Raw genomic sequence first — 26132 nt, forward strand, 5'->3', positions numbered from 1 at the left:
CTCGCGGGGCACCCGCCGATACCCCAGAAGAACCGCGCCGCCCCATGAAAGTCACCCGCACCCGCGCCCTTCGCGGCCCCAACCTCTGGAGCCGCCACACCGCCATCGAGGCGGTCGTTGCCTGCGACGGCGACGAGAACGCCATCGGCCGGCTGGCCGGCTTCGAGGACCGCCTGCGCGCGGCCTTCCCGACCATCGGCGAGCTGCACCCGATGGTGCTCGGCCAGCCGCTGGCGCTGGCCCACGTGCTGGAGAACGCGGCCGTGGCGCTGCAGGCCCAGGCCGGCTGCGCGGTCAACTTCGGCCACACCTCGCCCACGCTCGAGGAAGGCGTCTACCAGGTGGTCGTGCAATACACCGAGGAGGCCGTCGGCCGCCGCGCGCTCGAGCTGGCCGAGGCGCTGATCGCCGCGGCGCAGAACGGCACCGCCTTCGACGCCACCGCCGCCATCACCGAGCTGCGCGACCTCGACGAGTCGGAACGCCTGGGCCCGAGCACCGGCTCCATCGTCGACGCCGCCGTCGCGCGCGGCATCCCCTACCGCCGCCTCACCAGCGGCAGCCTGGTGCAGTTCGGCTGGGGCTCGAAGCAGCGCCGCATCCAGGCCGCCGAGGTCGACAGCACCAGCGGCGTGGCCGAATCGATCGCGCAGGACAAGGAACTCACCAAGCAGCTGCTCAACGCCGCCGGCGTGCCGGTGCCGCTGGGCCGCCCGGTGGCCGACATGGACGATGCCTGGGCCGCCGCGCAGGAGATCGGCCTGCCCGTGGTGGTGAAGCCGCAGGACGGCAACCAGGGCAAGGGCGTGACCGTCAACATCACGACGCGCGAACAGCTCGATGCGGCCTACGCGGCCGCCGATGCCCACGGCGAGGTGATGGTCGAGAAATTCCTGCCGGGCTTCGACTTCCGCCTGCTGGTGGTGGGCGACCGCCTGGTGGCCGCCTCGCGGCGCGATCCGCCGCACGTGATCGGCGACGGCAGCGCCACCGTGCGCCAGCTGGTCGACACGGTCAACCTCGATCCGCGCCGCGGCGAGGGCCATGCCACCTCGCTGACCAAGATCCGCCTCGACGACATCGCCGTCGGCCGGCTCGAGGCGCAAGGCCTCACGCCCGACAGCGTGCCCGCGCTGGGCCAGCGCGTGGTGCTGCGCAACAACGCCAACCTCTCGACCGGCGGCACCGCCACCGACGTGACCGACACCGTGCATCCCGAGGTGGCGGCGCGCGCGGTGGACGCGGCGCAGATGGTCGGCCTGCACATCTGCGGCGTCGACGTGGTCTGCGAGAGCGTGCTGCGCCCGCTCGAAGAGCAGCACGGCGGCATCGTCGAGGTCAATGCCGCGCCCGGCCTGCGCATGCACATCTCGCCCTCGTTCGGCCGTGGCCGCGCGGTCGGCGAGGCGGTGGTCGATGCGCTGTTCGCCCATGGCGACGACGGCCGCATCCCGGTGATCGCGGTCACCGGCACCAACGGCAAGACCACCACCACGCGGCTGATCAACCACATCGTCGCCTCCAGCGGCCTGCGCACCGGCATGACCAACACCGACGGCGTGTACGTCGACGGCCGCCAGACCGACAGCGGCGACTGCAGCGGTCCGAAGAGCGCGCGCAACGTGCTGCTGCATCCCGACGTGGACGCGGCTGTGTTCGAGGTCGCGCGCGGCGGCGTGCTGCGCGAGGGCCTGGGCTTCGACCGCTGCTCGGTGGCCGTGGTCACCAACATCGGCAGCGGCGACCACCTGGGCCTGAACTACATCACCACGGTGGAGGACCTCGCGGTGCTCAAGCGCGTGGTGGTGCGCAACGTGGCGCCCGGCGGCTATGCCGTGCTCAACGCGGCCGACCCCAACGTCGCCGCGATGGCCACCAACTGCCCGGGCGAGGTGATCTTCTTCGCGGCCGACCGCCAGCATCCGGTGATGGCCACGCACCGCGCGCAGGGCAAGCGCACCGTCTACGTCGACCAGGACACCGTGGTGGCGGCCGAGGGCTCGTGGCGCGAACGCATCTCGCTGCGCGACGTGCCGATCACGCGCGGCGGCAGCATCGGCTTCCAGGTCGACAACGTGATGGCCGCCGTGGCCGCGGCCTGGGCCGTGGGCCTGGACTGGGACACCATCCGCAGCGGCCTCGCGAGCTTCCTCAACGACGCCGCCGGCGTGCCCGGCCGCTTCAACGTGATGGACTACCGCGGCGCCACCGTGATCGCCGACTACGGCCACAACACCGACGCCATGCGCGCGCTGGTCTCGGCCGTGGACACCATGCCGGCGAAGAAGCGCTCGGTGGTCATCAGCGGCGCGGGCGACCGGCGCGATTCCGACATCCGCGACCAGACCGCGATCCTGGGCCAGGCCTTCGACGACGTGATCCTCTACCAGGACGCGGCCCAGCGCGGCCGCGCCGACGGCGAGGTGATGGGCCTGCTGCGCCAGGGCCTGCAGGGCGCGACCCGCACGCGCCAGATCGACGAGATCCGCGGCGAGTTCATCGCCATCGACGCCGCGCTGGCCCGGCTGCAGCCCGGCGACCTCTCGCTGATCCTGGTCGACCAGGTCGACGAAGCGCTCGCTCACCTCGCGAAGCGCATCGCCGAAGGCTGAGCCCACGGGCCGAGTCCCGCAGCTGCGGGATTCGTCCCACACGCAGGGGCGCGTCCCGCCGGGTCCGCTGTCTGTGCCGTCCCACAGGCCGCGCGCCATGCGCGGCCGGACACTGGCCCTCCAGTCGCGCACTGCCTCGCTCTCGAGGAAGTCGCGTCCTTTCCAGGAGGCACGATGACCCCAACGATCCACGCGGGAACGATCCCGACCCGCCGCGCGACGCGGCCGCTGCGTTCCCTTCGCATCCTCGCGCTCGCGGCCGGTCTGGTCGCGCTCGGTGCGCAGGCCCAGGCCCCCGGTTCCGAGGCGCGCATGCAGAAGGAGCGCGCCACTTGCGACGGCGTGCAGCAGGACCGCGCGGCCTGCCTGCGCGAAGCCGGCGCGGCGCGGCAGGAAGCCGGCCGCAATGGCCTCACGAGCGCCGGTCCCGGCGGCTACGACGCCAATGCGCTCGCGCGCTGCCGCGAACAACCCGCAGCCGATCGCGCCGACTGCGAAGCGCGCATCCGCGGCAGCGCGGGCGCCGGCCGCACCACCACCGAAGGCAGCGTGATGGGCGGCGGCGTGATCCGCGAGACCGTGACGCCGCTGCCCGCGCAGCCGGCACCGGCGCGCTGATCCCTCGTCCTCTTCATCGGCTGATCTCAAGGAGCACACACCATGAACCAGCGTCTTCTTCTCACCCGCGGCGCCATCGCCGCCCTCGTGGCACTCGGCGCCCTGGCGAGCGCCGGCAGTGCCAGCGCGCAATCGCGCCGCGGCGAGGCCACCTACGAACGCGAGCTGGCCGTCTGCGGCCACAACCAGCAGGACCGCGCGGCCTGCATCCGCGAAGCCGGCGCGGCGCGCCAGGAAGCGGCGCGCGGCGGCCTCACCGCCGCGCCCGACTACCGCCGCAATGCGTTGCAGCGCTGCGCCTTGCAACCGCCGGGCGACCGTGCCGACTGCGAAGCCCGCGTGCTCGGCGGCGAGGGCAACACCCGCGCCGCGGTCGACGGCAGCGTGATGGGCGGCGGCGTGATCCGCGAGTCGGTCACCACGGTCGTGATGCCGGCCCCCGCGCCGTACCCGGTGGCCCCGGCGATGCGCGCGCCCGAGCCCGTGATGGTGCCGCCGGCCGCCTATCCGGCCGCGCCGATGCCCTACCCGGCACCGCAGCCGATCCGCTGATCGTCATCGGCATCCGCCACGAGGCGCCCTTCGGGGCGCCTTTTTCATGCGAAAAACCGCCGCGAAGCCCCGAAATCCGGGTGTTTTCCCTCTTGGCGAGGTTCTGCAGGCCTGCAATTCGATGCCCCGCAATGTCACAGAATTGTCATAAAAGCCTTGGGGGCTGCTAGCTATAGTTCTCGGCTCCTGCCTTACCGAGAAACTTTTCACCCATGAATGCCATCAAGGTCGCTCGCCGATTCATCGAAACGGACCCGGCCAACGAATCGGCCAAGATCCTCGCCCAGCTCGTGCTGGCCCTCGAATCCGAACACAGCTTCGAACTCGTCACGCTCTACAGCCTCGACTACAAGAGCTTCCAGCTGGCGATGGACATCCTCAAGGAATGGCGCCTCGATCGCTACTACGCCAGCAAGTCCAAGCTGTTCGATCTGTCGCTGCAAGTCACCGAGCTCGACAAGAGCAGCAGCAACAGCAGCAGCAACTGAGATTCGACGGTTCCGCGCCTTTTCGTTTTCCGTTTCCCTCCCTCCCGCTCCCCGCCTCTCTCTTTCTCCCAGTTCCCCTCGCGTTCGACGCGACCGCTGCACCGTCGCAGCCGGCTGATCCGCTTCCCTCTCGCTTCCCGAACCCGCGCCGCGCGACGCGCCTGCTTTTGCGTGGGCGCGCGGCGGGAGCGCGCTCGCGTGGCGCTGGCACGCGCGCGTGTCGCGCCCGTGTCGCGGGGCCGCCGATGCGGCCTCCAGCCTTCTAATTTTTGGAAGGCCAAGCGCTGCGACGCACCGGATCCGTTGCTGATTCCCCTGGAAAGACCCGCCGCAGCCCCTTCCAATATTGGCAAGCCGGCGTACGTGCCATTCCCGATCCCGCCCCGCCGATCCAGTCCTAGACTCCGACGCGGCAGGCGCACGCCCCGCATGACGGGCGCCCCGCGCCGTCCCTCATCAACCGGGTACTGGATCAAATGCAAGCAAAACACAGGATCGCCGTCATTCCCGGCGACGGCATCGGCGTCGAGGTGATGCCCGAGGGCCTTCGCGTGCTGGACGCCGTGGGCCGCCGCTTCGGCATCGATTTCTCGTTCGACCACTTCGACTGGGGCTCGGACCACTACGTGCGCACCGGCCTGATGATGCCGGCCGACTGGGACGACAAGATCCAGGGCCACGACGCGATCTACTTCGGCGCGGTGGGCGCGCCCGACAAGGTGCCCGACCACATCGCGGTGTGGGGCCTGTTGATCAAGATCCGCCGCGAATTCGACCAGTACGTGAACCTGCGTCCGGTGCGCCTGATGCCCGGCGTGCCCGGCCCGCTGGCGCACCGCCAGCCCGGCGACATCGACTTCCTGGTGGTGCGCGAGAACACCGAGGGCGAATACACCTCGGTCGGCGGCCGCCTGTTCGAGGGCACGCCGCGCGAGATGGCGATCCAGGAAGCGGTGTTCACGCGCACGGGCGTGGACCGGATCATCGACTACGCGTTCCAGCTGGCGAGCCGCCGCAAGCGCAAGAACCTGGTGGCCGCGACCAAGTCGAACGGGATCTCGATCACGATGCCCTACTGGGACGAGCGCCTGGCCGAGATCGCGAAGCGCTACCCCGACGTGGCGACGAGCAAGTACCACATCGACATCCTGTGCGCGCACTTCGTGCAGCACCCGGACTGGTTCGACGTGGTGGTGGCCTCCAACCTGTTCGGCGACATCCTGTCGGACCTGGGCCCGGCCTGCACCGGCACCATCGGCATCGCGCCCTCGGGCAACCTCAACCCCGAGCGCAAGTTCCCCTCGCTGTTCGAACCCGTGCATGGCTCGGCCCCCGACATCGCGGGCAAGGGCATCGCCAACCCCATCGGCCAGATCTGGTCGGCCGCGCTGATGCTCGACCACCTCGGCGGCGACAACCCGGTCTACGCCGAAGCCTCGGCCGCCGTGCTCTCGGCCATCGAGACCGTGCTCAGCGAAGGTCCGCGCACCCGCGACATGGGTGGCACCGCCAACACTGTCGACGTGGGGCGTGCGATCGCCGAGTGCATCTCGGCATGAGCTTGTGCTTCCGCTGTCCGATTCATCGTGCCTTGGATGGGGTGCGTGGATCGGGGCGGGCACGCGCCGACGGGGTACTCCCCTCCGCGAATGTCCCCCGGCCTTCGGCCTCCTCCTTGATTTCGCTGCGGGGAGTACCCCGCCGACGCGCGCCAGACGCGCAGCGCCTGATCGGCCGGCACAACCCGAGCGCCTCCGTGCACAGGGCAGTGGGTGCTTCCCGCAGCGAAATAAAGGAGGAGCCGAAGGCGGGGGACATTCGCGGAGGGAAGTACCCGCTGTCCTGTGCACGCGCCCCGGACAAAAACCACCACGCAAAGCGATGAACACCCAGAGATGAGCCTCTTCCTAATCAAGCGCCTTGCCACGCTGATCGGCACGCTGATCGGCGCCTCCATCATCGTCTTCCTGGTCCTGGAGATCCTGCCCGGCAACGCCGCGCAGATGCTCATGGGCCCGGACGCCGCCCCCGAGGCCGTCGCCGCCCTGGCCACCAAGCTCGGCCTCGACCAACCCGCCTGGACCCGCTACTGGCACTGGATCGCGGGCCTGCTCACCGGCGACCTCGGCGACTCCTACGCCTACAGCTCCCCCGTGCTCGACCTCATCCTCGAGCGCCTCGCACTCACCGTCCCCCTGGCCCTCTTGGCCATGGCCTTCACCACCGTGCTCGCCCTGCTCGTGGGCGTCACCGCCGCCGCCCGCCACAACAAGCTCGGCGACGTCGGCCTGATGGGCCTCACCCAGGTCGGCATTGCCATCCCCAACTTCTGGTTCGCCATCCTGCTGATCCTCGTCTTCTCCGTGCAGCTGCAGTGGTTCTCCGCCGGCGGCTTCGACGGCTGGGGCGAAGGCGTCTTTGCCGGCCTCAAGTCGCTCCTGCTGCCCGCCCTGTCCCTGGCCGTCGTGCAGGCGGCCATCCTCGCGCGCATCACCCGCTCGGCCGTGCTGGAGGTCATGCGCGAGGACTTCGTGCGCACCGCGCGCGCCAAGGGCGTGACCCAGCGCGCCGTGCTCTGGACCCACGTGCTGCGCAACGCCCTGATCCCCGTCATCACCGTCATGGGCATGCAGTTCTCCGAACTCCTGGCCGGCACCATCGTGGTGGAGAACGTGTTCTACCTGCCGGGCCTGGGCCGCCTGATCTTCCAGGCCATCAGCAACCGCGACCTCATCGTCGTGCGCAACTGCGTCATGCTGCTCGCAGCCATGGTCGTCATCGTCAACTTCGTGGTCGACGTGCTCTATGCCGTCATCGACCCGCGCATCAAGGCGAGCGACATATGAGCGCCATTGCATCGGTTACCCCCAGCGCCGCCGCCCTCAAGCTGCCCGGCTTCTGGCAGCGCGCGCGCCACCACCGCAGCTTCGTCATCGGCGGCGTGCTCGCCGCCCTGCTGCTGCTCGCGGCCCTGGTCTCCTACCTCTGGACGCCCTACTCGCCCTACGCCATGGACATGGCCAACAAGATGCAGGCGCCCTCGGCCAGCCACTGGCTGGGCACCGACGCCTTCGGGCGCGACGTGGCCTCGCTGCTGCTGGTAGGCGCCCGCGCCTCCATCCTGGTGGGCGTCATCGCGGTCGGCATCGGCCTGGTGGTCGGCACCGCCCTGGGCCTGCTGGCCGCCGCGCGCCGGGGCTGGGTCGAGGAAGCCATCATGCGTTTCTCCGACTTCTCGCTGGCCTTCCCCGCCATCCTCTCGGCCATCATGATGACGGCCGTCTTCGGCGCGGGCATCGTCAACGCCATCATCGCCATCGGCATCTACAACATCCCCACCTTCGCGCGCATCACGCGCGCCTCGGCCAACGCCATCTGGTCGCGCGAGTACGTGGCCGCCGCGCGTGCCTGCGGCAAGGGGAGCTTCGCCATCACCATGCAGCACGTGCTGCCCAACATCTCGGCGGTGCTGATCGTGCAGATCACCATCCGCTTCGCCATCGCGATCCTGGCCGAGGCTGCCCTGTCCTATCTCGGCCTGGGCACCCAGCCGCCGCAGCCCTCCTGGGGCCGCATGCTCAGCGAGGCGCAGACCTTGATGTTCCAGCAGCCCCTGCTGGCCGTCTTCCCGGGCATGGCCATCGCGCTGGCGGTGCTGGGCCTGAACCTGCTGGGCGACGGCCTGCGCGACCTGCTCGATCCGCGCCTGGCGCGCGCGAGGTGAGCGACATGGCAACGACCAGCACCGTGGCCAATCCCATGCCCCTCCTCGAAGTCGACAACCTCCACATCGGCCTGCAGACCCAGCGCGGCCCCGCCCAGGCCGTGCGCGGCGTCTCCTTCTCGCTCGAGCGCGGCCAGACCCTCGGCATCGTGGGCGAGTCGGGCTGCGGCAAGTCCATCACGGTCATGTCCCTCATGGGCCTGCTTCCGGCCACCGCCAAGGTCACCGGCAGCATCCGCCTGGACGGCCAGGAGCTCATCGGCCAGCCCGAGTCCGCCATGTGCCAGATCCGCGGCAACCGCATCGGCATGATCTTCCAGGAGCCGATGACGGCCCTGAACCCGGTCCACACCATCGCACGCCAGGTCGGCGAGCCGCTGCGGCTGCACCGTGGGCTGACAGCCAAGCAGGCCCGCGCCGAGGCGCTGAACCTGCTGCAGCGCGTGGGCATCCCCGACGCGGCCTCGCGCCTGGATGCCTATCCGCACCAGTTCTCGGGCGGCCAGCGCCAGCGCATCGGCATCGCCATGGCGCTGGCCTGCGGGCCGGACCTGCTGATCGCCGACGAACCCACCACGGCCCTGGACGTGACGATCCAGAAGCAGGTGCTCGACCTGATCCAGAACCTGGTGGCCGAGATGGGCATGGCGCTGATCCTGATCTCGCACGACCTGGGCGTAATCGCCAACAGCGTGCAGCGCATGCTCGTGATGTATGGCGGCAGCGTGGTGGAGAGCGGGCCCACGCGCGCGCTCTTCGCGAACCGCGCGCATCCGTACACCAAGGGGCTGTTCGCGGCGCGGCCGGTGATCGGGGCGCCGAAGGGGCAGCGGCTGGCGACCATCCGCGGCAGCGTGCCCGAGCTCGTGGACCTGCCCGCGGGCTGTCCGTTCGCGGGGCGCTGCAGCTACACGGTCGATGCCTGCCAGTCGACGCGGCCGCCTGCGGTGATGCTGCCTGACGACCATGCGGTGCGCTGCATCCGACTCGACGAGATCGAAGCGGAGGCCGTGGCATGACGCAAACGAAGACACCGCTGCTGCAAGTGACCGACCTCGTACGCCACTACGCGCTGCCGCGCGAGAAGCTGCTGGGCCCGCCGCCCACGGTCAAGGCCCTCAATGGCGTGAGCTTCGAGGTGCAGGCCGGGCGCAGCGTGGGGATCGTCGGGGAGTCAGGGTCGGGCAAGTCGACCATCGCACGCCTCGTGATGGCCCTGGACAAGCCCACCTCGGGCAGCGTGAAGCTCGAGGGGCGCGAGCTGCATGCCCTCTCAAGAGACGAGCTACGCACCGCCCGGCGCGACTTCCAGATGGTGTTCCAGGACCCCTACGGCTCCCTCGACCCGCGCCAGACGGTCGCGCGCATCGTGGCCGAGCCGCTCGAAGCACTGGCGCAGGTCTCGAAGAAGGAACAGCGCGAGCGCGCCGCCGAATCCCTCGCCGCCGTGGGCCTGCGCCCCACCGACCTCGACAAGTACCCGCACGAGTTCTCGGGTGGTCAGCGCCAGCGCATCGCCATCGCCCGCGCCCTCATCACCCGCCCCAAGCTCATCGTCGCCGACGAGCCCGTGAGCGCCCTGGACGTCTCCGTGCAGGCCCAGGTGCTCAACCTCATGCAGGACCTGCAGCAGCAGTTCGGCATCAGCTACCTGCTCATCAGCCATGACCTCGCCGTCGTCAACCACCTGTGCGACGAAGTCTGCGTGGTCTTCAAGGGGCAGATCGTCGAGCGCGGAACGCCGCAGGAGCTCTTTGCCAACGCCCAGCACCCCTACACGCGAACGCTGCTCGGCGCGGTGCTGCAGGCGCCGGCCCACTGATTTTTTTCTGTTGTCTTTTCCAGGAGCTATCGAAGTATGTTGAAGCGACGCACCCTCATGACGTCCGCCATGGCCGCGGCCATCCCGGGCGTCTTCCTGCCGCAGGCGCGCGCGCAGGCCGGCAAGAACACGCTGACCATCGGCATGCCGCTCGAACCGCCGGGCCTGGACCCGACCACGGGCGCGGCCTCGGCCATCGCCGAGATCACGCAGTACAACATCTTCGAGACGCTGACCAAGGTCAATGCCGACGGCTCGGTCACGCCGATGCTCGCCGAGAGCTGGACCTCGTCGCCCGACATGAAGACCTTCGTCTTCAAGCTCAAGCGCGGCGTCAAGTTCCAGAACGGCGAACCCTTCAACGCGGCGGTGGTGAAGTTCTCCTTCGACCGCGCGGGCAACGCCAAGAGCACCAACAAGGACAAGCGCTTCTTCAGCGAGATCGGCACCGTGGTGCTCGACGAGCACACGGTGGGCGTGAACAGCACGCTGCCCAATCCCGACCTGCCCTTCATGCTGGGCCAGTCCACCGCCTGCCTGGTCGAGCCCAAGAGCGCCGACACCAATGCCACGCAGCCCGTGGGCACCGGCCCCTACAAGCTCGGCGGCTGGCAGCGCGGCGCCTCGTGCACGCTGGTCAAGTCCACCACCTACCGCGATCCGGCGCAGGCCAGGATCGAGCGCTTCGTGTTCCGCTTCATGTCGGACACCGCGGCCCAGACCGCCGCGCTGCTGTCGGGCGACATCGACATCTTCCCGCGCGCGGGCACGCGCTCGGTGAGCCAGTTCAAGGGCAACAACCGCTTCCAGGTGATCGAGGTCGGCACGCGCGGCAAGGTGATCCTCACCATCAACAACCGCAAGAAGCCGCTCGACGACGTGCGCGTGCGCCGCGCGATCCTGGCGGCGATCGACCGCAACGCGATCGTGCAGGGCGCGGCCGACGGTTTCGGCAAGCCCATCGGCAGCCACTACGCGCTGGGCGCGCCGGGCTTCGTCGACACCACCGCGATGAATCCCTTCGACGTCGAGAAGGCGAAGAAGCTGCTGGCCGAGGCCGGCGTGAAGACGCCGCTCGAGCTGCGCCTGCAGCTGCCGCCGCCGTCGTATGCGCGCCAGGGCGGCGAGGTGATCGCCGCGCAGCTCGCGCAGATCGGCATCAACGTGAAGATCCAGAACGTGGAATGGGCCCAGTGGCTCAGCGGCACCTTCGGCGGCGCGCACGACTTCGACCTCACGATGGTCGCGCACGTCGAGCCCTTCGACCTCGTGAAGTACACCGAGACCGACTACTACTGGGGCTACGACTCGAAGAAGTTCCGCGACCTCTACGTCGCGATCCAGAACGAGGAGAACAAGAAGCGCCGCGCCGACCTGCTGGGCGACGCGCAGAAGATGCTCGCGACCGACGCGGTCAACGGCTTCCTCTACCAGGCAGTGTTCCCGACCATCGCGCGCAAGGAAGTCAAGGGCCTGTGGCCCAGCATGCCGATCGTGGTGAACGACCTCGCGGCCATCTCGTGGAGCTGATGCGATGACGACGAAGAACCTGTACGACCTCGGCGCGGCCGAACTCGGCGCCGCCTACGCGCGCCGCGAACTCTCGCCGGTCGAGGTGGCGCGCTCGGTCAATGCGCGCATCGAGGCGCTCGAGCCCAAGCTCTGCGCCACCTGGCTGTTCCGCCCCGAGCTCGCGCTCGAGCAGGCGCGCGCCTCCGAGGCGCGCTGGCTCGCCGGCACGCAGCGCGGCGCGCTCGACGGCGTGCCCGTGACCATCAAGGACAACCTCGCGACCGCGGGCGACCCGATGCCGCTGGGCACCGCCGCCTATCCGCTGGTGCCGATGGCGCAGGACTCGCCGCCCGCCGCGCGCCTCAAGGAAGACGGCACGGTGCTCGTGGCCAAGACCACCATGCCCGACGTGGGCATGCTGTCCTCGGGCCTGTCGACCTTCCACCATCTGTCGCGCAACCCCTGGGACCTGTCGCGCACGCCCGGCGGCTCCAGCGCTGGCGCCGGCTCGGCCGCCGCGGCCGGCTACGGCCCGCTGCACGTGGGCACCGACATCGGCGGCTCGCTGCGCCTGCCCGCGAGCTGGTGCGGCATCTACTCGCTCAAGCCCAGCTTCGGCCGCATTCCGCTGAGCACGCCCTACATGGGCCGCTGCGCCGGCCCGATGACGCGCACCGTGGAAGACTCGGCGCTGATGATGGCCTCGATGGCCCAGCCCGATGCGCGCGACTACTCCGAGCTGCCGCCCGGCGCGATCGACTGGGCCGCCTTCGCGGTCGAGCCCGATTTCATCAAGGGCAAGCGCGTGGGCCTGCTGATGGAGGCAGGCTGCGGCCTGCCGCTCGATCCGCAGATCGCCGAGGCGGTGCGCCGCGCCGCCAAGCGCATCGAGGACGCCGGCGCGCACGTCGAGCCGATGCAGCCCTTCATGACGCCGAAAATGCTGGAGGGCATGGACCACTTCTGGCGCATGCGCTCGCTGAGCGACCTGCGCACGATGAGCGCCGAGCAGCGCGCGAAGATGCTGCCCTACATCCTGACCTGGGCCGAGAGCGCGGCCGAGTTCTCGGGCGAGCACATCTACGAGGCCTACAGCCAGTTCATCGCCACGCGCGCCGCGGCGGTGGCCGCCACGGTCGGCTTCGACTTCGTGCTCTCGCCGGTGTCGCCCAACATGCCCGCGCCCGCGGAGCATGCCTCGCCCACCAACGACCCGCTGCGCTCGCTCGAGCACATCGGCTTCACCGTGCCCTACAACATGTCGGAGCAACCGGCGGCCTCGATCAACTGCGGCTACTCCGCCGAGGGCCTGCCGATCGGGCTGCAGATCATCGGCCGGCGCTTCGACGACCTCGGCGTGCTGCAGTTCAGCCGCGCCTTCGAGCAGATCCGCGAGCCGCAGAAGCCCTGGCCCGAACTCGGCTGAAGCGCTTGTCCGACACTGGGCGGCGCGCGAGCCTCTCGCGCACCGCCCCCGATTTTTCGCGGCGCCCCGCCGGCGCCGCCCGCAAGGAGACACCCCCATGAACCCCACCCACTTCATCGACGGCCGGCGCGTGCCCTCGGAAGGCAACGCCACCATCGACGTGATCGACCCCAGCGACGGCGAGCGCTTCGGCCAGCTCGCGCGCGGCACCGCGGGCGACATCGATGCCGCCGTGAAGGCCGCGCGCCGCGCGGTCGGCGAGAACTTCGACGGCCCCTGGGGCACGCTGAGCGCGCTCGAGCGCGGCCGGCTGATGGCCAAGCTCGGCGCGGCCGTGGTCGCCCACCACGAGGAACTGGCCCAGCTCGAGGCGCGCGACACCGGCAAGGCGCTGCGCGTGGCGCGCAACGACGCCACCGCGCTCGCGCGCTACATGGAGTACTACGCCGGCGCCTGCGACAAGCTGCACGGCGACACCCTGCCCTACGAACGCGGCTACACCGTGCTCACGGTGCGCGTGCCGCACGGCGTGACCGGCCACATCATTCCCTGGAACTACCCGATGCAGATCGCGGGCCGCAGCGTGGGCGCCGCGCTGGCCGCGGGCAATGCCTGCGTGGTCAAGCCGGCCGAGGACGCGAGCCTCTCGCTGCTGCGCCTGGCCGAGCTGGCGGCCGAGGTCGGCTTTCCGGCCGGCACGCTCAACGTGGTCACGGGCTACGGCAAGGAAGCCGGCGCGGCGCTGTGCGCGCACCCGGGCATCGACCACATCTCCTTCACCGGCTCCACCGTCACCGGCCGCAGCGTCGGCCTGGCGGCCGCCGAGCGCCACTGCCCCGTGACCCTGGAGCTGGGCGGCAAGTCGCCGCAGATCGTGTTCGCCGACGCCGACCTCGACGCGGCCGAGCCGGTGCTGGTCAACGCCATCATCCAGAACGCCGGCCAGACCTGCTCGGCGGGCAGCCGGGTGCTGGTCGAGCAGTCGGTCTACGAAGAGGTGGTGCAGCGGCTCGCGAAGCGCTTCTCGGCCGTGCGCGCCGGCCCGCCGGCCGATGACCTCGACATGGGCCCGCTGATCAACGAGAAGCAGTTTCGCCAAGTGCGCGACATGGTCGCCACCGCCGAGGCCCAGGGCCTGGAGGTGGCCGCGCGCGGCAGCGTGGCACCCAATGCATCGGCCCAGGGCTTCTACCAGGAGGCCGTGCTGTTCCGCGACGTGCCCGGCGACAGCGACATCGCGCAGCGCGAGATCTTCGGCCCGGTGCTGGCGCTCACGCCCTTCGCCGACGAGGCCGAGGCCGTGCGCCTGGCCAACGGCACCGACTTCGGCCTGGTGGCCGGCATCTGGACGCGCGACGGCGCGCGCCAGCTGCGCATGGCGCACAAGATGCACTGCGGCCAGGTCTTCATCAACAATTACGGCGCGGCCGGCGGCGTGGAACTGCCCTTCGGCGGCGTGAAGTCCTCGGGCTTCGGCCGCGAGAAGGGCTTCGAGGCCCTGCTCGGCTTCACCACCCTCAAGACCATCGCGATCAAGCACGGATAAGCAAGGCGGAACCAGACCATGGCATTGAACGAACAAGAGAAGGCGGCCGCTCCCAAGCGCCGCGTGGGCCTGGTGGGCGTGGGCCTGATGGGCAGCGGCATCGCGCAGAACATCGCGGGCCACGGCCATGCGCTCACGGTGCTCGAGCACCCGGGCAACCAGCCGATCGACGCCCTGCTCGCGGCCGGCGCGACCTCCACGCCCGACGTGGCGAAGCTCGCGGCCGAGGTCGACGTGCTGATCCTCTGCGTGACCGGCACGCCGCAGGTCGAGGCCGTGATGCTCGGCGAGAAGGGCGCGCTCGCGGCCTTGCGTCCCGGCACCGTGGTGGTCGACTGCTCGACCGCGGTGCCCGAATCCACCTCGCGCGTGGCGCGCGCCGTCGAAACCAGGGGCGGCCATTTCCTCGACGCCCCGATGACCCGCACCGCGAAGGAAGCGGCCGAGGGCCGGCTCAACCTGCTGGTGGGCGGCGACGCCGAGGTGCTGGCCTCCTGCCTGCCGCTGCTGCGTGCCTTCGCCGAGAACGTCACGCACGTGGGCGGCATCGGCGCCGGCCATGCGATGAAGCTGCTGCACAACTTCGTCTCGCTGGGCACCGTGGCGCTGCTGTGCGAGGCCGCGGCCTGCGCCGAGCGCGCGGGCGTCAAGCCCGAGGTGTTCGTCGACGTGCTGGCCAAGGGTGGCGGCAACGGCGTCGCGCTCGAGCGCGTCAAGCCCAAGCTCCTGACCGGCAGCACCGATTCGCTCAAGTTCTCGATGGCCAACGCCAAGAAGGACCTGGGCTACTACAACGACATGGCCGAGCAGTCCTCGTCCGCGCACGGCATCGCCCAGGCAGTCGACGCGCTGCTCACGCGCGGCGTCGACACCTTCGGCGGCGACCGCATGGTGCTGGACCTGGTCGAGGCGCTCAAGCGCTGAACGCAGTGCCAGAAACGCCCTCGCGCGGGCGTTTCCAGCGCAGGTTCGCGCGACGCCCGCATGACCGCCGGGCCCCGCGCAACCCCATACCCGTTTTTCGAAGTCGCTGAAGCGACAAGGCAAGTTCGGGCAAACCTCAGTCGACGCGGCCACACCGCGCTTCCACAATCCTCCGCTGGACCCCGACGACACCGACCTCCAGAGCCGGTGCGCGGGTGAATGCCGTTGCGGCAACTGCGAGGATCGACGTGGAACTGTTCTTTCAGCAACTGCTCAACGGCCTGACCGTGGGCGGCGTCTACAGCCTGGTGGCCCTGGGCCTCACGCTGGTCTACGGCATCCTGCACGTGCCGAACTTCGCGCACGGCGCCTTCTACATGGCCGGGGCCTTCGCGGGCTACTACCTGATGGCACGGCTGGGCCTCAACTACTGGATCGCGATGGCGGGCGCGGCGGTGGTGGTCGCGGTGATCGCGATGCTGGCCGAGCGGCTGGTGTTCCATCCGCTGCGCAACGCGCCCGAGCTGCACGACATGATCGCCGCCATCGGCATCCTGCTGTTCATCGAGGCCGGCGCGCAGGCCATCTTCGGCGCCGACTTCCACCGCATGCCCACGCCCTACGGCCAGATCGTCGAGGTGTTCGGGCTCACGGCGCCGCTGCAGCGCCTGCTGATCATCGCGGGCGCCTTCGGGCTGATGGTGCTGCTGCACCTGTTCCTCAACCACACGGTGCTGGGCTCGACCATCATCGCGATGGCGCAGAACCGCGACGGCGCGGCGCTGGTGGGCATCGACGCCACGCGCGTCACGCTCTTGGTGTTCGCGATCTCGGGCGCGCTGGCGGCGGTGGCCGCGGTGCTCTACGCGCCGATCAACCTGGTCTACCCGAGCATGGGCAACCTGGTGATCACCAAGGCCTTCGTGATCATCATCCTCGGCGGCATGGGCAGCTTCCCGGGCGCCATCGTCGGGGGCTTGATCATCGGCATGGCCGAGAGCTTCGGCGGCTTCTACTTCTCGACCGACTACAAGGACATCATCGCCTTCGTGCTGCTGGTGGTGATCCTGTCGCTGCGCCCGCAGGGCCTGTTCACGCCGAAGGGAGCCCGCTGATGGGATCGCTGCTGCAAGGCAAGGCCGGCTGGGCCGTGCTCGCGCTGATCGCGCTGGCCTTTCCGCTGTTCGCGCCCAACAACTACCTGATCTCGGTGGCGACGCAGGCCTTCATCATGGCCATCGCCGCGCTGGGCCTGAACCTGATCACCGGCTACACGGGCCAGTTCAACCTCGCGCACGGCGCCTTCATGGCCGTGGGCGCCTACACGGTGGGCATCCTCACGGTCGACCACCAGGTGCCGTTCTGGATCGCCTTCGCGCTCGCGGGCGTGGTCACGGGCGTGCTGGGCTTCTTCATCGGCATCCTGTCGCTGCGGCTGAAGGGCCACTACTTCTCGATCTTCACGCTGTGCGTGAGCTACATCATGTTCCTGCTGATCGAGAAGTGGGAGAGCCTCACGCACGGGCCGGTGGGCATCATGGGCATCCCCTCGCCCACGGGCATCGGGCCGCTGCAGTTCGGCACGCCGCTGTCGCAGTACTACCTGGTGCTGGCCTTCCTCGCGCTGGGCATCTGGGTCATGGCGCGCATCGTGCGCTCGCTGCTGGGCCGCAGCTTCATGGCGGTGCGCAACAGCGACGAGTTGGCCGAGGCGCTGGGCACCGACCTGATGCGCACCAAGACGCTGTCGTTCGTGCTGTCGGTGATCTACGCCGGCTTCGCGGGCGCGCTCTACGCGGGCCAGGTGCGCTTCCTCGGCCCCGACCTGGCGAGCGAGGCCGTGACCTTCGACCTCGTGATGTTCGTGCTGGTGGGCGGCATCGGCACCCTGCTCGGGCCGCTGGTGGGCACCTTCCTCGTCACCGGCCTCACGCAGAGCCTGCAGTTCCTGCAGGACTACCGCATGGTGGTGTTCGGCCCGGTGCTGATCGCGCTGATCATCTTCCTGCCCGACGGCATCGTCGGCACCTGGCTCAAGCGCCGCGCGCGCCGTGCCGATGCGCGGCGGGCCGCGGCCTCCGCCGCCACCGTGCAGGAGGTGCAGCGCCATGCTTGAGATCGAGGGCCTCACCAAGCAGTTCTTCGGCCTGACCGCGGTCGACAGCGTGAGCACGCGCTTCGAGCGCGGCCAGATCAGCGCCATCATCGGCCCCAACGGCGCCGGCAAGACCACCTTCTTCAACCTGGTGGCGGGCACGCACAAGCCGAGCGCGGGCCGCATCGCCTTCGAGGGCCGCGAGGTCACCGGCATGCGCCCCGACCACGTGGCGCGGCTGGGCATCGCGCGCACCTTCCAGACCACGCACCTGTTCGACAACGCCACCGTGCTCGACAACCTGATCGTGGGCCACCGGCTGCGCACGCACTCGGGCCTGTGGGACGTGCTCATCGGCAGCCGTCGCCTGCGCGAGGAAGAGAAGCTGTGCCGCGACAAGGCGCAGGAGGCGCTGGACTTCGTGGGGCTCTCGCACATCGCCCACCGCATCGCGGCCGACATCACGCAGGAGGAGCGCAAGCGCGTGGCCTTCGCGCTCGCGCTGGCGACCGACCCGCAGCTGCTCCTGCTCGACGAACCCGCGGGCGGCGTGAACCCCGAGGAGACCGTGGGCCTGGCGGCGCTGATCCACAAGCTGGTGGCGCACGGCAAGACCGTGTGCCTGATCGAGCACAAGATGGACATGATCATGCAGCTGGCCGACAAGATCGTCGTGCTCAACAACGGCGCCAAGATCGCCGAGGGAACGCCCGCCGAGATCCGCCGCGATCCGCAGGTGATCGAGGCCTACCTGGGGACCGACCATGCTGCGGTTTGAGGGCGTCGACCTCCACTACGGCAGCTTCCGCGCGCTCAGCGGCGTGAGCCTGCATGCCGACCCGGGCGAGCTGGTGGTGCTGCTGGGCGCCAACGGCGCGGGCAAGACCTCGATCTTCATGGCCGCCAGCGGCATCCGCCGCCCGAGCGCGGGCCGCATCCGCCTGGGCGACGGCGACATCACGGGCCAGCGCCCGGCGCAGATCGTGGCCTCGGGCCTGGTGCACTGCCCCGAGGGCCGCAAGCTGTTCCCGATGATGACGGTGCGCAAGAACCTCACGCTGGGCGCCTACGTGCACCGCGGCGACAAGGCCGGCATCCAGCGCTCGCTCGACGAGGTGTTCTCGCTGTTCCCGATCCTCGCGGCCAAGCAGAACGATCCCGCGGGCTCGCTGTCGGGCGGCCAGCAGCAGATGGTGGCGATTGGCCGCGCGATGCTCGGGCGGCCCAGGGTGCTGCTGCTCGACGAGCCTTCGCTGGGCCTGGCGCCGCTGATCGTGAAGCAGGTGTTCGAGGTGATCCAGCGCATCAACCAGCAGGGCACCACGGTGCTGCTGGCCGAGCAGAACGCCTACTCGGCGCTGGCCATCGCGCATCGCGCCTACGTCATCGAGCGCGGCCGCATCGCGCTCGAGGGCGACCGCGAGTCGCTGCTGCACAACGAGGCGGTGCGCGCCGCCTACATCGGCGCCTGAGCCGCGCGCCGGCCCCACGCTTTTTTCCTCGCCCCCCAACTACAGGAGACAACGCCATGACATCCACCACGCCCCTTCGCACCCGCCGACGCCTCGCCGCGCTGCCCGTGGCCGCCGCGCTGGCCGCCGCCTTCGGTGCCGGCACCGCCTTCGCGCAGGACACGGTGAAGATCGGCTTCACCGGCCCCCTGAGCGGCGGCGCCGCGCTCTACGGCAAGAACGTGGTCAACGGCATGGAGATGGCGATCAAGGAAGTGAATGCCGCGGGCCTCGAGGTCGGCGGCAAGAAGTACAAGTTCGAGCTGGTCGCGCTCGACGACAAGTACTCGCCGGCCGATGCCGCCATCAACGCGCGCCGGCTGGTGCAGCAGCACCAGTCGCCGGCGGTGTTCGTGCCGCACTCGGGCGGCATCTACGCGATGCAGGCCTTCAACGAGCAGGAGAAGTTCATCGTGATGGCGTACTCGAGCACGCCGAAGATCACCGAGACCGGCAACAAGCTCACCATCCGCATCCCGCCGACCTTCAACTCCTACATCGAGCCCTTCACGCGCTACGAGATGAACAAGTTCGGCAAGCGCGTCGGCATGCTGCCGGGCGACCACGAGTACGCGAAGAACTGGAGCCAGCTGTTCGGCCCGGCCTGGGAGAAGGCCGGCGGCACCATCGCCTCGAACAACCCCATGTCCTACAACCGCTCGGCCGACTTCTACAGCGGCGTGAGCCGCGTGCTGGCCGAGAAGCCCGACGTGCTCTTCGTCGGCGGCCCCTCGGAGCCCACCGCGCTGGTGGCCAAGCAGGCGCGCGAGCTCGGCTTCAAGGGCGGCTTCCTGGTGATGGACCAGGCCAAGTTCGACGAGATGGCCAAGGTCACGGGCGGCCTCGGCGCGCTCGAGGGCTCGATCGGCGTGCTGCCGGTGTCCTACGACGAGCGCGTGGGCCCGAAGAGCTTCGCCGAGGCCTACCGCAAGGCCTACGGCGCCGACAAGGACGCAACCACCGAGTCTTCCTACAACTACACGCTGGTGCACGCGCTGGCCGGCGCGATGAAGCTCGCGGGCACCACCAGTGACGCGGCGGCGATCCGCGCCAAGCTCGGCGACGCGCTCAAGGCGCTGCCCGAGAAGATCAATGCCGGCAGCTTCAAGGGCGTGGACAGCGTGGGCGGCACCATCGTCGACCCGCTGGTGGCCACGGTGGAAGGCGGCAAGATCAAGCCGGTGAACCTGAGCGACCTGATGAAGTGACGGGCGCGACGCTGCGCGCCAGCAGGTGGTCCACCAGCCGGCGCTGCGGAAAGCCCAGCGTCTCCTGCCGCGTGCAGATGTACATGCGGCGCGAGGCCCAGGCGTCGGTGAGGTTCAAAAAGCGCAGCCCCATCTCCTTGCGGTAGGTGGCGGCCGCGCCCTCGGGCAGGATGCCCACGCCCATGCCGGCCTCGATCATCCGGCACACGGCCTCGAAGCTCTTGACCTGCACGCGCAGCCGCAGCACCTTGCGCGCCAGCGCGGCCGCGTCCTCGATGGTGCGCGCGATCGCGGAGTCGCTCTCGAGGCCGACGAAGTCGAAATCGAGCAGCTGCTCGAACGAGACCTCGCGGCCGCGGTGCGGATGCCGCCGGTGCACCACGGCCACCAGCCGGTCCATGCGGTAGGGGATGAAGTTGAGGCTGGCGTCCGAGGTCTCGCCGGTGATCACGCCGACGTCGGCCTGGCGCTCGCGGATCGCCTGCACGATCCACACGCTGCGGTGCTCCTCCACGTCGACGCGGATCTCGGGATAGGCGCGCCGGAAGCTCGCCACGTCGTCGGGCAGGAACTGCCCCATGGCCGAGGCATTGGCCTGCAGCCGCACGCGGCCGGTGGCGCCCTGCGCGTAGTCGGACAGGTCGGCGCGCATGCGGTCGACGTCGCGCAGGATCAGCCGCGCATGCACCGCGAGCGATTCGCCGGCGCCGGTGACGGTCACGCCGCGCGAGCTGCGCTGGAACAGGGTCACGCCGAACTGGCTCTCGAGCATCGCGATGCGCCGGCTCGCGGCCGACAGCACCATGTGGCTCTCGGCGGCGGCCTTCGAGAGGCTGCCGCATTCGACGGCGCGCAGGAACAGCGCAAGGGAATCCAGGTCGGGTCTCATGGGGGCGGGGGTCGGTCGGCCACTATCATTGCACGCCGCCGCGCGCCCACTGCCGCGGCCGGCCCCTTCGACCGACAATCCTTGCCATGACCGACGCCACCGAACGCCCGCCCCTGCCCGACCGCCTCTCGACCGACGCACGCAGCCCCTTCCACCTGTCCACGGCCTTCGAGCACGAGATCGGCATCCGCTTCAACGGCAAGGAACGCCTCGACGTCGAGGAGTACTGCATCAGCGAAGGCTGGATCAAGGTGCCGGCCGGCAAGACGGTGGACCGCAAGGGCCATCCGCTGCTGCTCAAGCTCAAGGGCGCGGTCGAGGTCTACTACCGCTGAGGCGGCAGTAGTTCTTCAGCGCCCCCAGCGCAGCACCAGCGGATCGAGCCGCCGCGCGGTCTCGATCAGCCCCGCGCGCGTGTCGGGATGCAGCGCCGGCAGCGGATGCCGCGGCGCCTCGCAGGCGATGACGCCGCCCTCCTTCATCAGCGCCTTGCAGGCCAGCAGGCCGGCCTGGCGGTTCTCGTAGTTGATCAGCGGCAGCCACTGCTGGTAGCGCGCGAAGGCCTCCTCGCGCCGGCCCTCGCGGTGCGCCACCAGGATCGGGCGCAGGCCGTCGGGATAGCCGCCGCCGGTCATCGAGCCGGTGGCGCCGGCATCGAGGTCGGGCATCAGCGTGATCGCCTCCTCGCCGTCCCACGGGCCCTCGACCGCGTCGCCGCCCAGGCGGATCAGCTCGCGCAGCTTGGCGGCCGCGCCCGCGGTCTCGATCTTGAAATAGGCCAGGTGCTCGATCTCGCGCGCCATGCGCGCGAGGAACGGTGCCGACAGCACGGTGCCGCTGGCCGGCGCGTCCTGCACCATGATCGGAATGCCCACGGCGTCCGACAGTCGCGCATAGAACGCGAAGATCTGCTCCTCGGGCACGCGGAAGGTGGCGCCGTGATACGGCGGCATCACCATCAGCATCGCGGCGCCCATGTCCTGCGCACGGCGGCTGCGCTCGGCGCACACCCGGGTGCTGTAGTGGGTGGTGGTCACGATCACCGGCACGCGGCCCTTCACGTGCTCGAGCACGGTGCGCGTGAGCACTTCGCGCTCCTCGTCCGACAGCACGAACTGCTCGGAGAAGTTGGCCAGGATGCACAGGCCGTCGGAGCCGGCGTCGATCATGAAGTCGACGCAGCGCTTCTGGCTCTCGAGGTCGAGCGCGCCCTGCGCGTCGAAGGTGGTGGGCACCACCGGGAAGATGCCGCGGTATCGGGGGGTCATGGAATGGCTCGGGCTTTCAATGGGAATGACGCGGCACGGCCGCGCCGCGGCAGCCGACCAGGAAATCGAAGTCGCAGCCCTCGTCGGCCTGCAGCACGTGGTTCACGTAGAGCTTCTGGTAGCCGCCGCCGCGCGTGCTCATGGGCTGCGCGTCGGAGGGCCCGAGCGCGGCCAGCCGGGCGGCCAGTTCCTCGTCGCCGATGTCCAGGTGCAGCCGGCCGGCATCGCAGTCGAGCTCGATCCAGTCGCCGTCGCGCACCGCCGCCAGCGGGCCGCCGTCGGCCGCCTCGGGTGCGACGTGCAGCACCACGGTGCCGTAGGCGGTGCCGCTCATGCGCGCGTCGGAGATGCGCACCATGTCCTTGATGCCCTGGCGCAGCAGCTTGGGCGGCAGGCCCATGTTGCCGACCTCGGCCATGCCGGGGTAGCCCTTGGGGCCGCAGTTCTTCAGCACGAGGACGGAGCTGGCGTCGACCTCGAGCGATTCGTCGACGATGCGCTCCTTGTAGTGCTCGAGGTTCTCGAACACCACGGCGCGGCCGCGGTGCTTGAGCAGCTCGGGCGTGGCCGCCGAGGGCTTGAGCACGGCGCCGCGCGGCGAGAGATTGCCGCGCAGGATGCGGATGCCGCCGTCGGCGATCAGCGGCTTGTCGAGCGGGCGGATCACCTCGTCGTCGAGGCTGGGCGCGTCGCGCACGTTGTCCCACAGCGAGCGGCCGTTGACGGTGAGCGCGCCCGGGTGCGGCAGCAGGCCGTTCTCGCCGAGGCGGCGCAGCACCGCGGGCAGGCCGCCCGCGTAGTAGAACTCCTCCATCAGGAAGCGGCCCGAGGGCATCAGGTCGACGATGGTCGGCGTGTGGCTGCCGATGCGGGTCCAGTCCTCGAGTTCGAGTTCGACGCCGATGCGCCCCGCGATCGCCTTCAGGTGGATCACGGCATTGGTCGAGCCGCCGATGGCGGCATTGACGCGGATGGCGTTCTCGAAGGCCTCGCGCGTGAGCACCTTCGAGAGCGTCAGGCCCTCCTTCGCCATCTCGACCGCGCGCATGCCCGACATCTGCGCCAGCACATAGCGCCGCGCGTCGACCGCGGGAATGGCCGCGTTGTGCGGCAGCGAGGTACCGAGCGCCTCGGCCATGCAGGCCATGGTGGAGGCCGTGCCCATGGTGTTGCAGGTGCCGGCCGAGCGCGACATGCCGCCTTCGGCCGAGAGGAACTGGTGCAGGTCGATCTCGCCGGCCTTGAGCGACTCGTGCAGCTGCCACACGGCCGTGCCCGAGCCGATGTTGCGGCCGTCGAGCTTGCCGTTGAGCATCGGCCCGCCCGTGACCACGATGGCCGGGATGTCGCAGCTCGCCGCGCCCATCAGCAGCGCGGGCGTGGTCTTGTCGCAGCCGGTCAGCAGCACCACGGCATCGACCGGGTTGCCGCGGATGGCTTCCTCGACGTCCATGCTCGCGAGGTTGCGCGTGAGCATGGCGGTGGGCCGCAGGTTCGATTCGCCGTTGGAGAACACCGGGAACTCGACCGGGAAGCCGCCGGCCTCCGAGATGCCGCGCTTGACGTGCTCGGCGATCTTGCGGAAGTGGGCGTTGCAGGGCGTGAGTTCCGACCAGGTGTTGCAGATGCCGACGATCGGCCGGCCGTCGAACTCATGGTCGGGGATGCCCTGGTTCTTCATCCAGCTGCGATACATGAAGCCGTTCTTGTCGGCCGTGCCGAACCATTCGGCGGAGCGCAATTTCTTCTGGGTCATGGGGAGGTCGATCAGCGGCGCGGGGCGCGCGAGGTGAAGAAGCGTTGCAGCAGGCAGAACACGAACAGCAGCGCACCGACGACGATGCGCGTCCACCACGAGCTCAGCGTGCCGTCGAAGGAGATCAGGGTCTGGATGATCCCGAGCATCAGCACGCCGAACAGCGTGCCGGCCACATAGCCCACGCCGCCCGTGAGCAAGGTGCCGCCGATGACCACCGCCGCGATGGCGTCGAGCTCGAGGCCCACGGCATGCAGGCCGTAGCCCGAGAGCATGTAGAAGGTGAAGATGACGCCGGCCAGCGCCGAGCAGAAGCCCGAGAGGGTGTAGACGCCGATCAGGGTGCGGCGCACCGGCAGGCCCATCAGCATGGCCGAATGCTCGCTGCCGCCGATGGCGTAGACGGCCCGGCCGAAGGGCGTGCAGTGGGCGATGAAGACCGCGGCCAGCAGCACGCCGACGGCGATCGCCGCGCTCAGCGAGATCGAGGCCTCGCCCCAGATCGGAATGCGGATCTGCGAGACCTCGGTGTAGAACTCGTTGGTGATGCTGATCGAATCGATGCTGATCAGGTAGCACAGGCCGCGCGCGAGGAACATGCCGGCCAGCGTGACGATGAAGGGCTGCAGCCGGTAGCGCTCGATCAGGAGGCCCATGAAGGCGCCGAAGGCGGTGCCCATGGCGAGCACGAGCGGGATCACGATCGCCGGGCTCCAGCCGTGCTTCTCGACCAGCGCGGCCGACACCATGGTGGTGAGCGCGATCACCGAGCCCACCGAAAGATCGATGCCGCCCGAGAGGATCACGAAGGTCATGCCGACGGCGACGACGATCAGGAAGGCGTTGTCGATCAGCAGGTTGAGGAAGACCTGGGCCGAGAAGAAGCCGTCGTAGAACACCGAGCCCAGCGTGGCGACGAGCACGAACAGCGAGATGGTCGCGGCCAGCGGCAGGTACTTGGGATTGAGCCGCTTGCCCCCTCTCCCGCTTGCGGGAGAGGGCCGGGGTGAGGGTGCGGTTTCGATCACGGCGCTCATGCCTTGGCTCCGTCATGCGCCGGCCGCTGCACCAGCGTCCGGATCTCCGCCCTGAACTCGGGCGACTGCAGCAGCATCACCGCGAACACCACGCCGGCCTTCACCACGAGGTTGATCTCGGGCGGCACGCCGAGCGAATAGATCGCATAGGTCAAGGTCTGGATGATCAGCGCGCCGATCACGCTGCCCACGAGGCTGAAGCGCCCGCCGGTCAGCGCGGTGCCGCCGAGGGTCACGGCGAGGATCGCGTCGAGCTCGATCAGCTGGCCGGCGTTGTTGCCGTCCGCGCTCTTGACGTTGGAGCTGATCAGCAGGCCCGCCACGCCCGCGCAGGCGCCGCAGAAGGCATAGGCCCCGACGATCAGCCGCCGCGCCTGCACGCCCGCCACGCGCGCGGCCGTCGGGTTGATGCCCACGGCCTGGATGAACAGGCCCAGCGCGGTGCGCGTGATGGCGAGATACAGCAGCACGAACACGGTAGCCACGATGAACAGCGAGAACGGCAGCCCCAGCAGGTAGCCGCTGCCGAGGAAGAAGAAGGGCTTGTAGTAGATGGTGATGATCTGGCCATCGGCGATGAGCTGCGCGATGCCGCGCCCGGCCACCATGAGGATCAGCGTGGCGATGATCGGCTGCATGCCGACCTTGGCGACCAGCAGGCCGTTCCACAGGCCGCACAGCAGCGCGATGCCGATGGCCGCCACGATGGCCAGGCTCATGGGAAAGCGGCTCACGTCGCTGGCCACCGATCCGCCGATCATCCAGGCCGCGAGCGCCGCGGCAATGGCCACGACGGCGCCCACCGAGATGTCGATGCCGCGCGTGGCGATCACCAGGGTCATGCCCAGCGACACCAGCACCAGGGGGGCGGCGCGGTTGAGGATGTCGATGAGGCTGCCGTAGAGATGGCCTTCTCTCCATTCGAGGTGGAGGAAGCTGGGGTTGAAGGCTGTGTTGACGGCCAGCAGGAGGAACAGCGTAACCAGGGGCCAGGTCAGGCGGTGGTGCATTGCTTTGTGCGCTCGGCTTTTTGTCGTTGTCATCGGGGGGTTCTCTGCTGGAGGGCGGGGGCGCGTGCACAGGACAGCGGGTACTTCCCTCCGCGAATGTCCCCCGCCTTCGGCTCCTCCTTTATTTCGCTGCG

The 26132-nt window shown here is 69.7% G+C and carries 24 protein-coding genes; 19 read left to right on the forward strand and 5 right to left on the reverse strand.

All coding sequences use genetic code 11. The features are described 5' to 3' along the window. Positions 1–44: 44 nt before the first annotated feature. From cphA to AC07RM_RS25950, 18 genes are all read left to right on the forward strand, one after another. A complete protein-coding gene (gene cphA, locus AC07RM_RS25865; RefSeq protein ID WP_495321664.1) occupies positions 45–2612 on the forward strand; it encodes a cyanophycin synthetase in 2568 nt (855 codons plus the stop codon). A 174-nt stretch (positions 2613–2786) separates the two neighbouring features. Then, complete coding sequence (locus AC07RM_RS25870) at positions 2787–3230, forward strand: hypothetical protein (protein ID WP_281081115.1); 444 nt, start codon at positions 2787–2789, stop codon at positions 3228–3230. Positions 3231–3272: 42 nt separating this feature from the next. Then, positions 3273–3782, forward strand: a complete 510-nt coding sequence (locus AC07RM_RS25875) for a hypothetical protein (protein ID WP_296780589.1) — start codon at positions 3273–3275, stop codon at positions 3780–3782. Positions 3783–3994: 212 nt separating this feature from the next. Next, positions 3995–4270, forward strand: coding sequence for a hypothetical protein (locus tag AC07RM_RS25880; protein WP_495336382.1), 276 nt, complete (start codon positions 3995–3997; stop codon positions 4268–4270). Positions 4271–4746: 476 nt separating this feature from the next. Then, positions 4747–5829: a tartrate dehydrogenase gene (locus AC07RM_RS25885; RefSeq protein WP_093355354.1), complete on the forward strand. Its 1083-nt coding sequence runs from the start codon at positions 4747–4749 to the stop codon at positions 5827–5829. A gap of 336 nt (positions 5830–6165) precedes the next feature. Further along, positions 6166–7116 (forward strand): ABC transporter permease, encoded by a 951-nt coding sequence (locus tag AC07RM_RS25890; RefSeq protein WP_057596054.1) that lies wholly within the window; start codon positions 6166–6168, stop codon positions 7114–7116. Further along, positions 7113–7994: an ABC transporter permease gene (locus tag AC07RM_RS25895; RefSeq protein ID WP_057598410.1), complete on the forward strand. Its 882-nt coding sequence runs from the start codon at positions 7113–7115 to the stop codon at positions 7992–7994. The genes AC07RM_RS25890 and AC07RM_RS25895 overlap by 4 nt, the downstream gene beginning before the upstream one ends. A 35-nt stretch (positions 7995–8029) precedes the next feature. Further along, a complete protein-coding gene (locus AC07RM_RS25900; protein WP_209546387.1) occupies positions 8030–9013 on the forward strand; it encodes an ABC transporter ATP-binding protein in 984 nt (327 codons plus the stop codon). Continuing rightward, on the forward strand, positions 9010–9816 hold the full coding sequence (locus AC07RM_RS25905; protein WP_490879810.1) for an ATP-binding cassette domain-containing protein: 807 nt from the start codon (positions 9010–9012) through the stop codon (positions 9814–9816). Before AC07RM_RS25900 ends, AC07RM_RS25905 begins: the two co-directional genes overlap by 4 nt. A 36-nt stretch (positions 9817–9852) precedes the next feature. After that, a complete protein-coding gene (locus tag AC07RM_RS25910; RefSeq protein ID WP_495336383.1) occupies positions 9853–11346 on the forward strand; it encodes an ABC transporter substrate-binding protein in 1494 nt (497 codons plus the stop codon). 4 nt (positions 11347–11350) lie between these two features. Further along, positions 11351–12754, forward strand: coding sequence for an amidase (locus AC07RM_RS25915; protein ID WP_495336384.1), 1404 nt, complete (start codon positions 11351–11353; stop codon positions 12752–12754). Positions 12755–12851: 97 nt separating this feature from the next. Continuing rightward, on the forward strand, positions 12852–14300 hold the full coding sequence (locus tag AC07RM_RS25920; protein ID WP_495336385.1) for an aldehyde dehydrogenase family protein: 1449 nt from the start codon (positions 12852–12854) through the stop codon (positions 14298–14300). A gap of 18 nt (positions 14301–14318) precedes the next feature. Next, on the forward strand, positions 14319–15224 hold the full coding sequence (locus AC07RM_RS25925) for an NAD(P)-dependent oxidoreductase (RefSeq protein WP_495336386.1): 906 nt from the start codon (positions 14319–14321) through the stop codon (positions 15222–15224). 248 nt (positions 15225–15472) lie between these two features. After that, entirely contained in the window at positions 15473–16339 is an 867-nt protein-coding gene (locus AC07RM_RS25930) for a branched-chain amino acid ABC transporter permease (protein ID WP_093353666.1), read from the forward strand. Further along, positions 16339–17340 carry a branched-chain amino acid ABC transporter permease gene (locus AC07RM_RS25935; protein WP_093353663.1) on the forward strand — a complete coding sequence of 334 codons (1002 nt, stop codon included), beginning with the start codon at positions 16339–16341 and terminating at the stop codon, positions 17338–17340. The genes AC07RM_RS25930 and AC07RM_RS25935 overlap by 1 nt, the downstream gene beginning before the upstream one ends. Next, positions 17333–18097: an ABC transporter ATP-binding protein gene (locus tag AC07RM_RS25940; RefSeq protein ID WP_495336387.1), complete on the forward strand. Its 765-nt coding sequence runs from the start codon at positions 17333–17335 to the stop codon at positions 18095–18097. The genes AC07RM_RS25935 and AC07RM_RS25940 overlap by 8 nt, the downstream gene beginning before the upstream one ends. Beyond that, a complete protein-coding gene (locus tag AC07RM_RS25945) occupies positions 18084–18791 on the forward strand; it encodes an ABC transporter ATP-binding protein (RefSeq protein WP_057594604.1) in 708 nt (235 codons plus the stop codon). The genes AC07RM_RS25940 and AC07RM_RS25945 overlap by 14 nt, the downstream gene beginning before the upstream one ends. 56 nt (positions 18792–18847) lie before the next feature. Further along, positions 18848–20038 (forward strand): ABC transporter substrate-binding protein, encoded by a 1191-nt coding sequence (locus AC07RM_RS25950; RefSeq protein WP_093353655.1) that lies wholly within the window; start codon positions 18848–18850, stop codon positions 20036–20038. Here AC07RM_RS25950 and AC07RM_RS25955 read toward each other — a convergent pair. Beyond that, positions 20004–20927, reverse strand: coding sequence for a LysR family transcriptional regulator (locus AC07RM_RS25955; RefSeq protein ID WP_495336388.1), 924 nt, complete (start codon positions 20925–20927; stop codon positions 20004–20006). The genes AC07RM_RS25950 and AC07RM_RS25955 overlap by 35 nt on opposite strands. An 86-nt stretch (positions 20928–21013) precedes the next feature. Here AC07RM_RS25955 and AC07RM_RS25960 point away from each other — a divergent pair, with 86 nt between their 5' ends. After that, positions 21014–21262 carry a DUF3297 family protein gene (locus AC07RM_RS25960; protein WP_495336389.1) on the forward strand — a complete coding sequence of 83 codons (249 nt, stop codon included), beginning with the start codon at positions 21014–21016 and terminating at the stop codon, positions 21260–21262. A gap of 15 nt (positions 21263–21277) precedes the next feature. On the opposite strand, the gene AC07RM_RS25965 is transcribed toward AC07RM_RS25960, so the two are convergent. The 4 genes from AC07RM_RS25965 to AC07RM_RS25980 are packed head-to-tail and all read right to left on the reverse strand — an operon-like array spanning position 21278 to position 25998. Next, positions 21278–22195 (reverse strand): dihydrodipicolinate synthase family protein, encoded by a 918-nt coding sequence (locus tag AC07RM_RS25965; protein ID WP_495336390.1) that lies wholly within the window; start codon positions 22193–22195, stop codon positions 21278–21280. 16 nt (positions 22196–22211) lie between these two features. Then, positions 22212–23951 carry an IlvD/Edd family dehydratase gene (locus tag AC07RM_RS25970; protein ID WP_495336391.1) on the reverse strand — a complete coding sequence of 580 codons (1740 nt, stop codon included), beginning with the start codon at positions 23949–23951 and terminating at the stop codon, positions 22212–22214. Between the two features lie 11 nt (positions 23952–23962). Next, complete coding sequence (yjfF, locus tag AC07RM_RS25975) at positions 23963–24988, reverse strand: galactofuranose ABC transporter, permease protein YjfF (protein WP_495336392.1); 1026 nt, start codon at positions 24986–24988, stop codon at positions 23963–23965. Continuing rightward, positions 24985–25998 (reverse strand): ABC transporter permease, encoded by a 1014-nt coding sequence (locus AC07RM_RS25980; protein ID WP_366929003.1) that lies wholly within the window; start codon positions 25996–25998, stop codon positions 24985–24987. The genes yjfF and AC07RM_RS25980 overlap by 4 nt, the downstream gene beginning before the upstream one ends. Positions 25999–26132: the final 134 nt, after the last annotated feature.

The sequence above is a fragment of the Variovorax sp. GW821-FHT09B05 genome, from assembly GCF_059418265.1.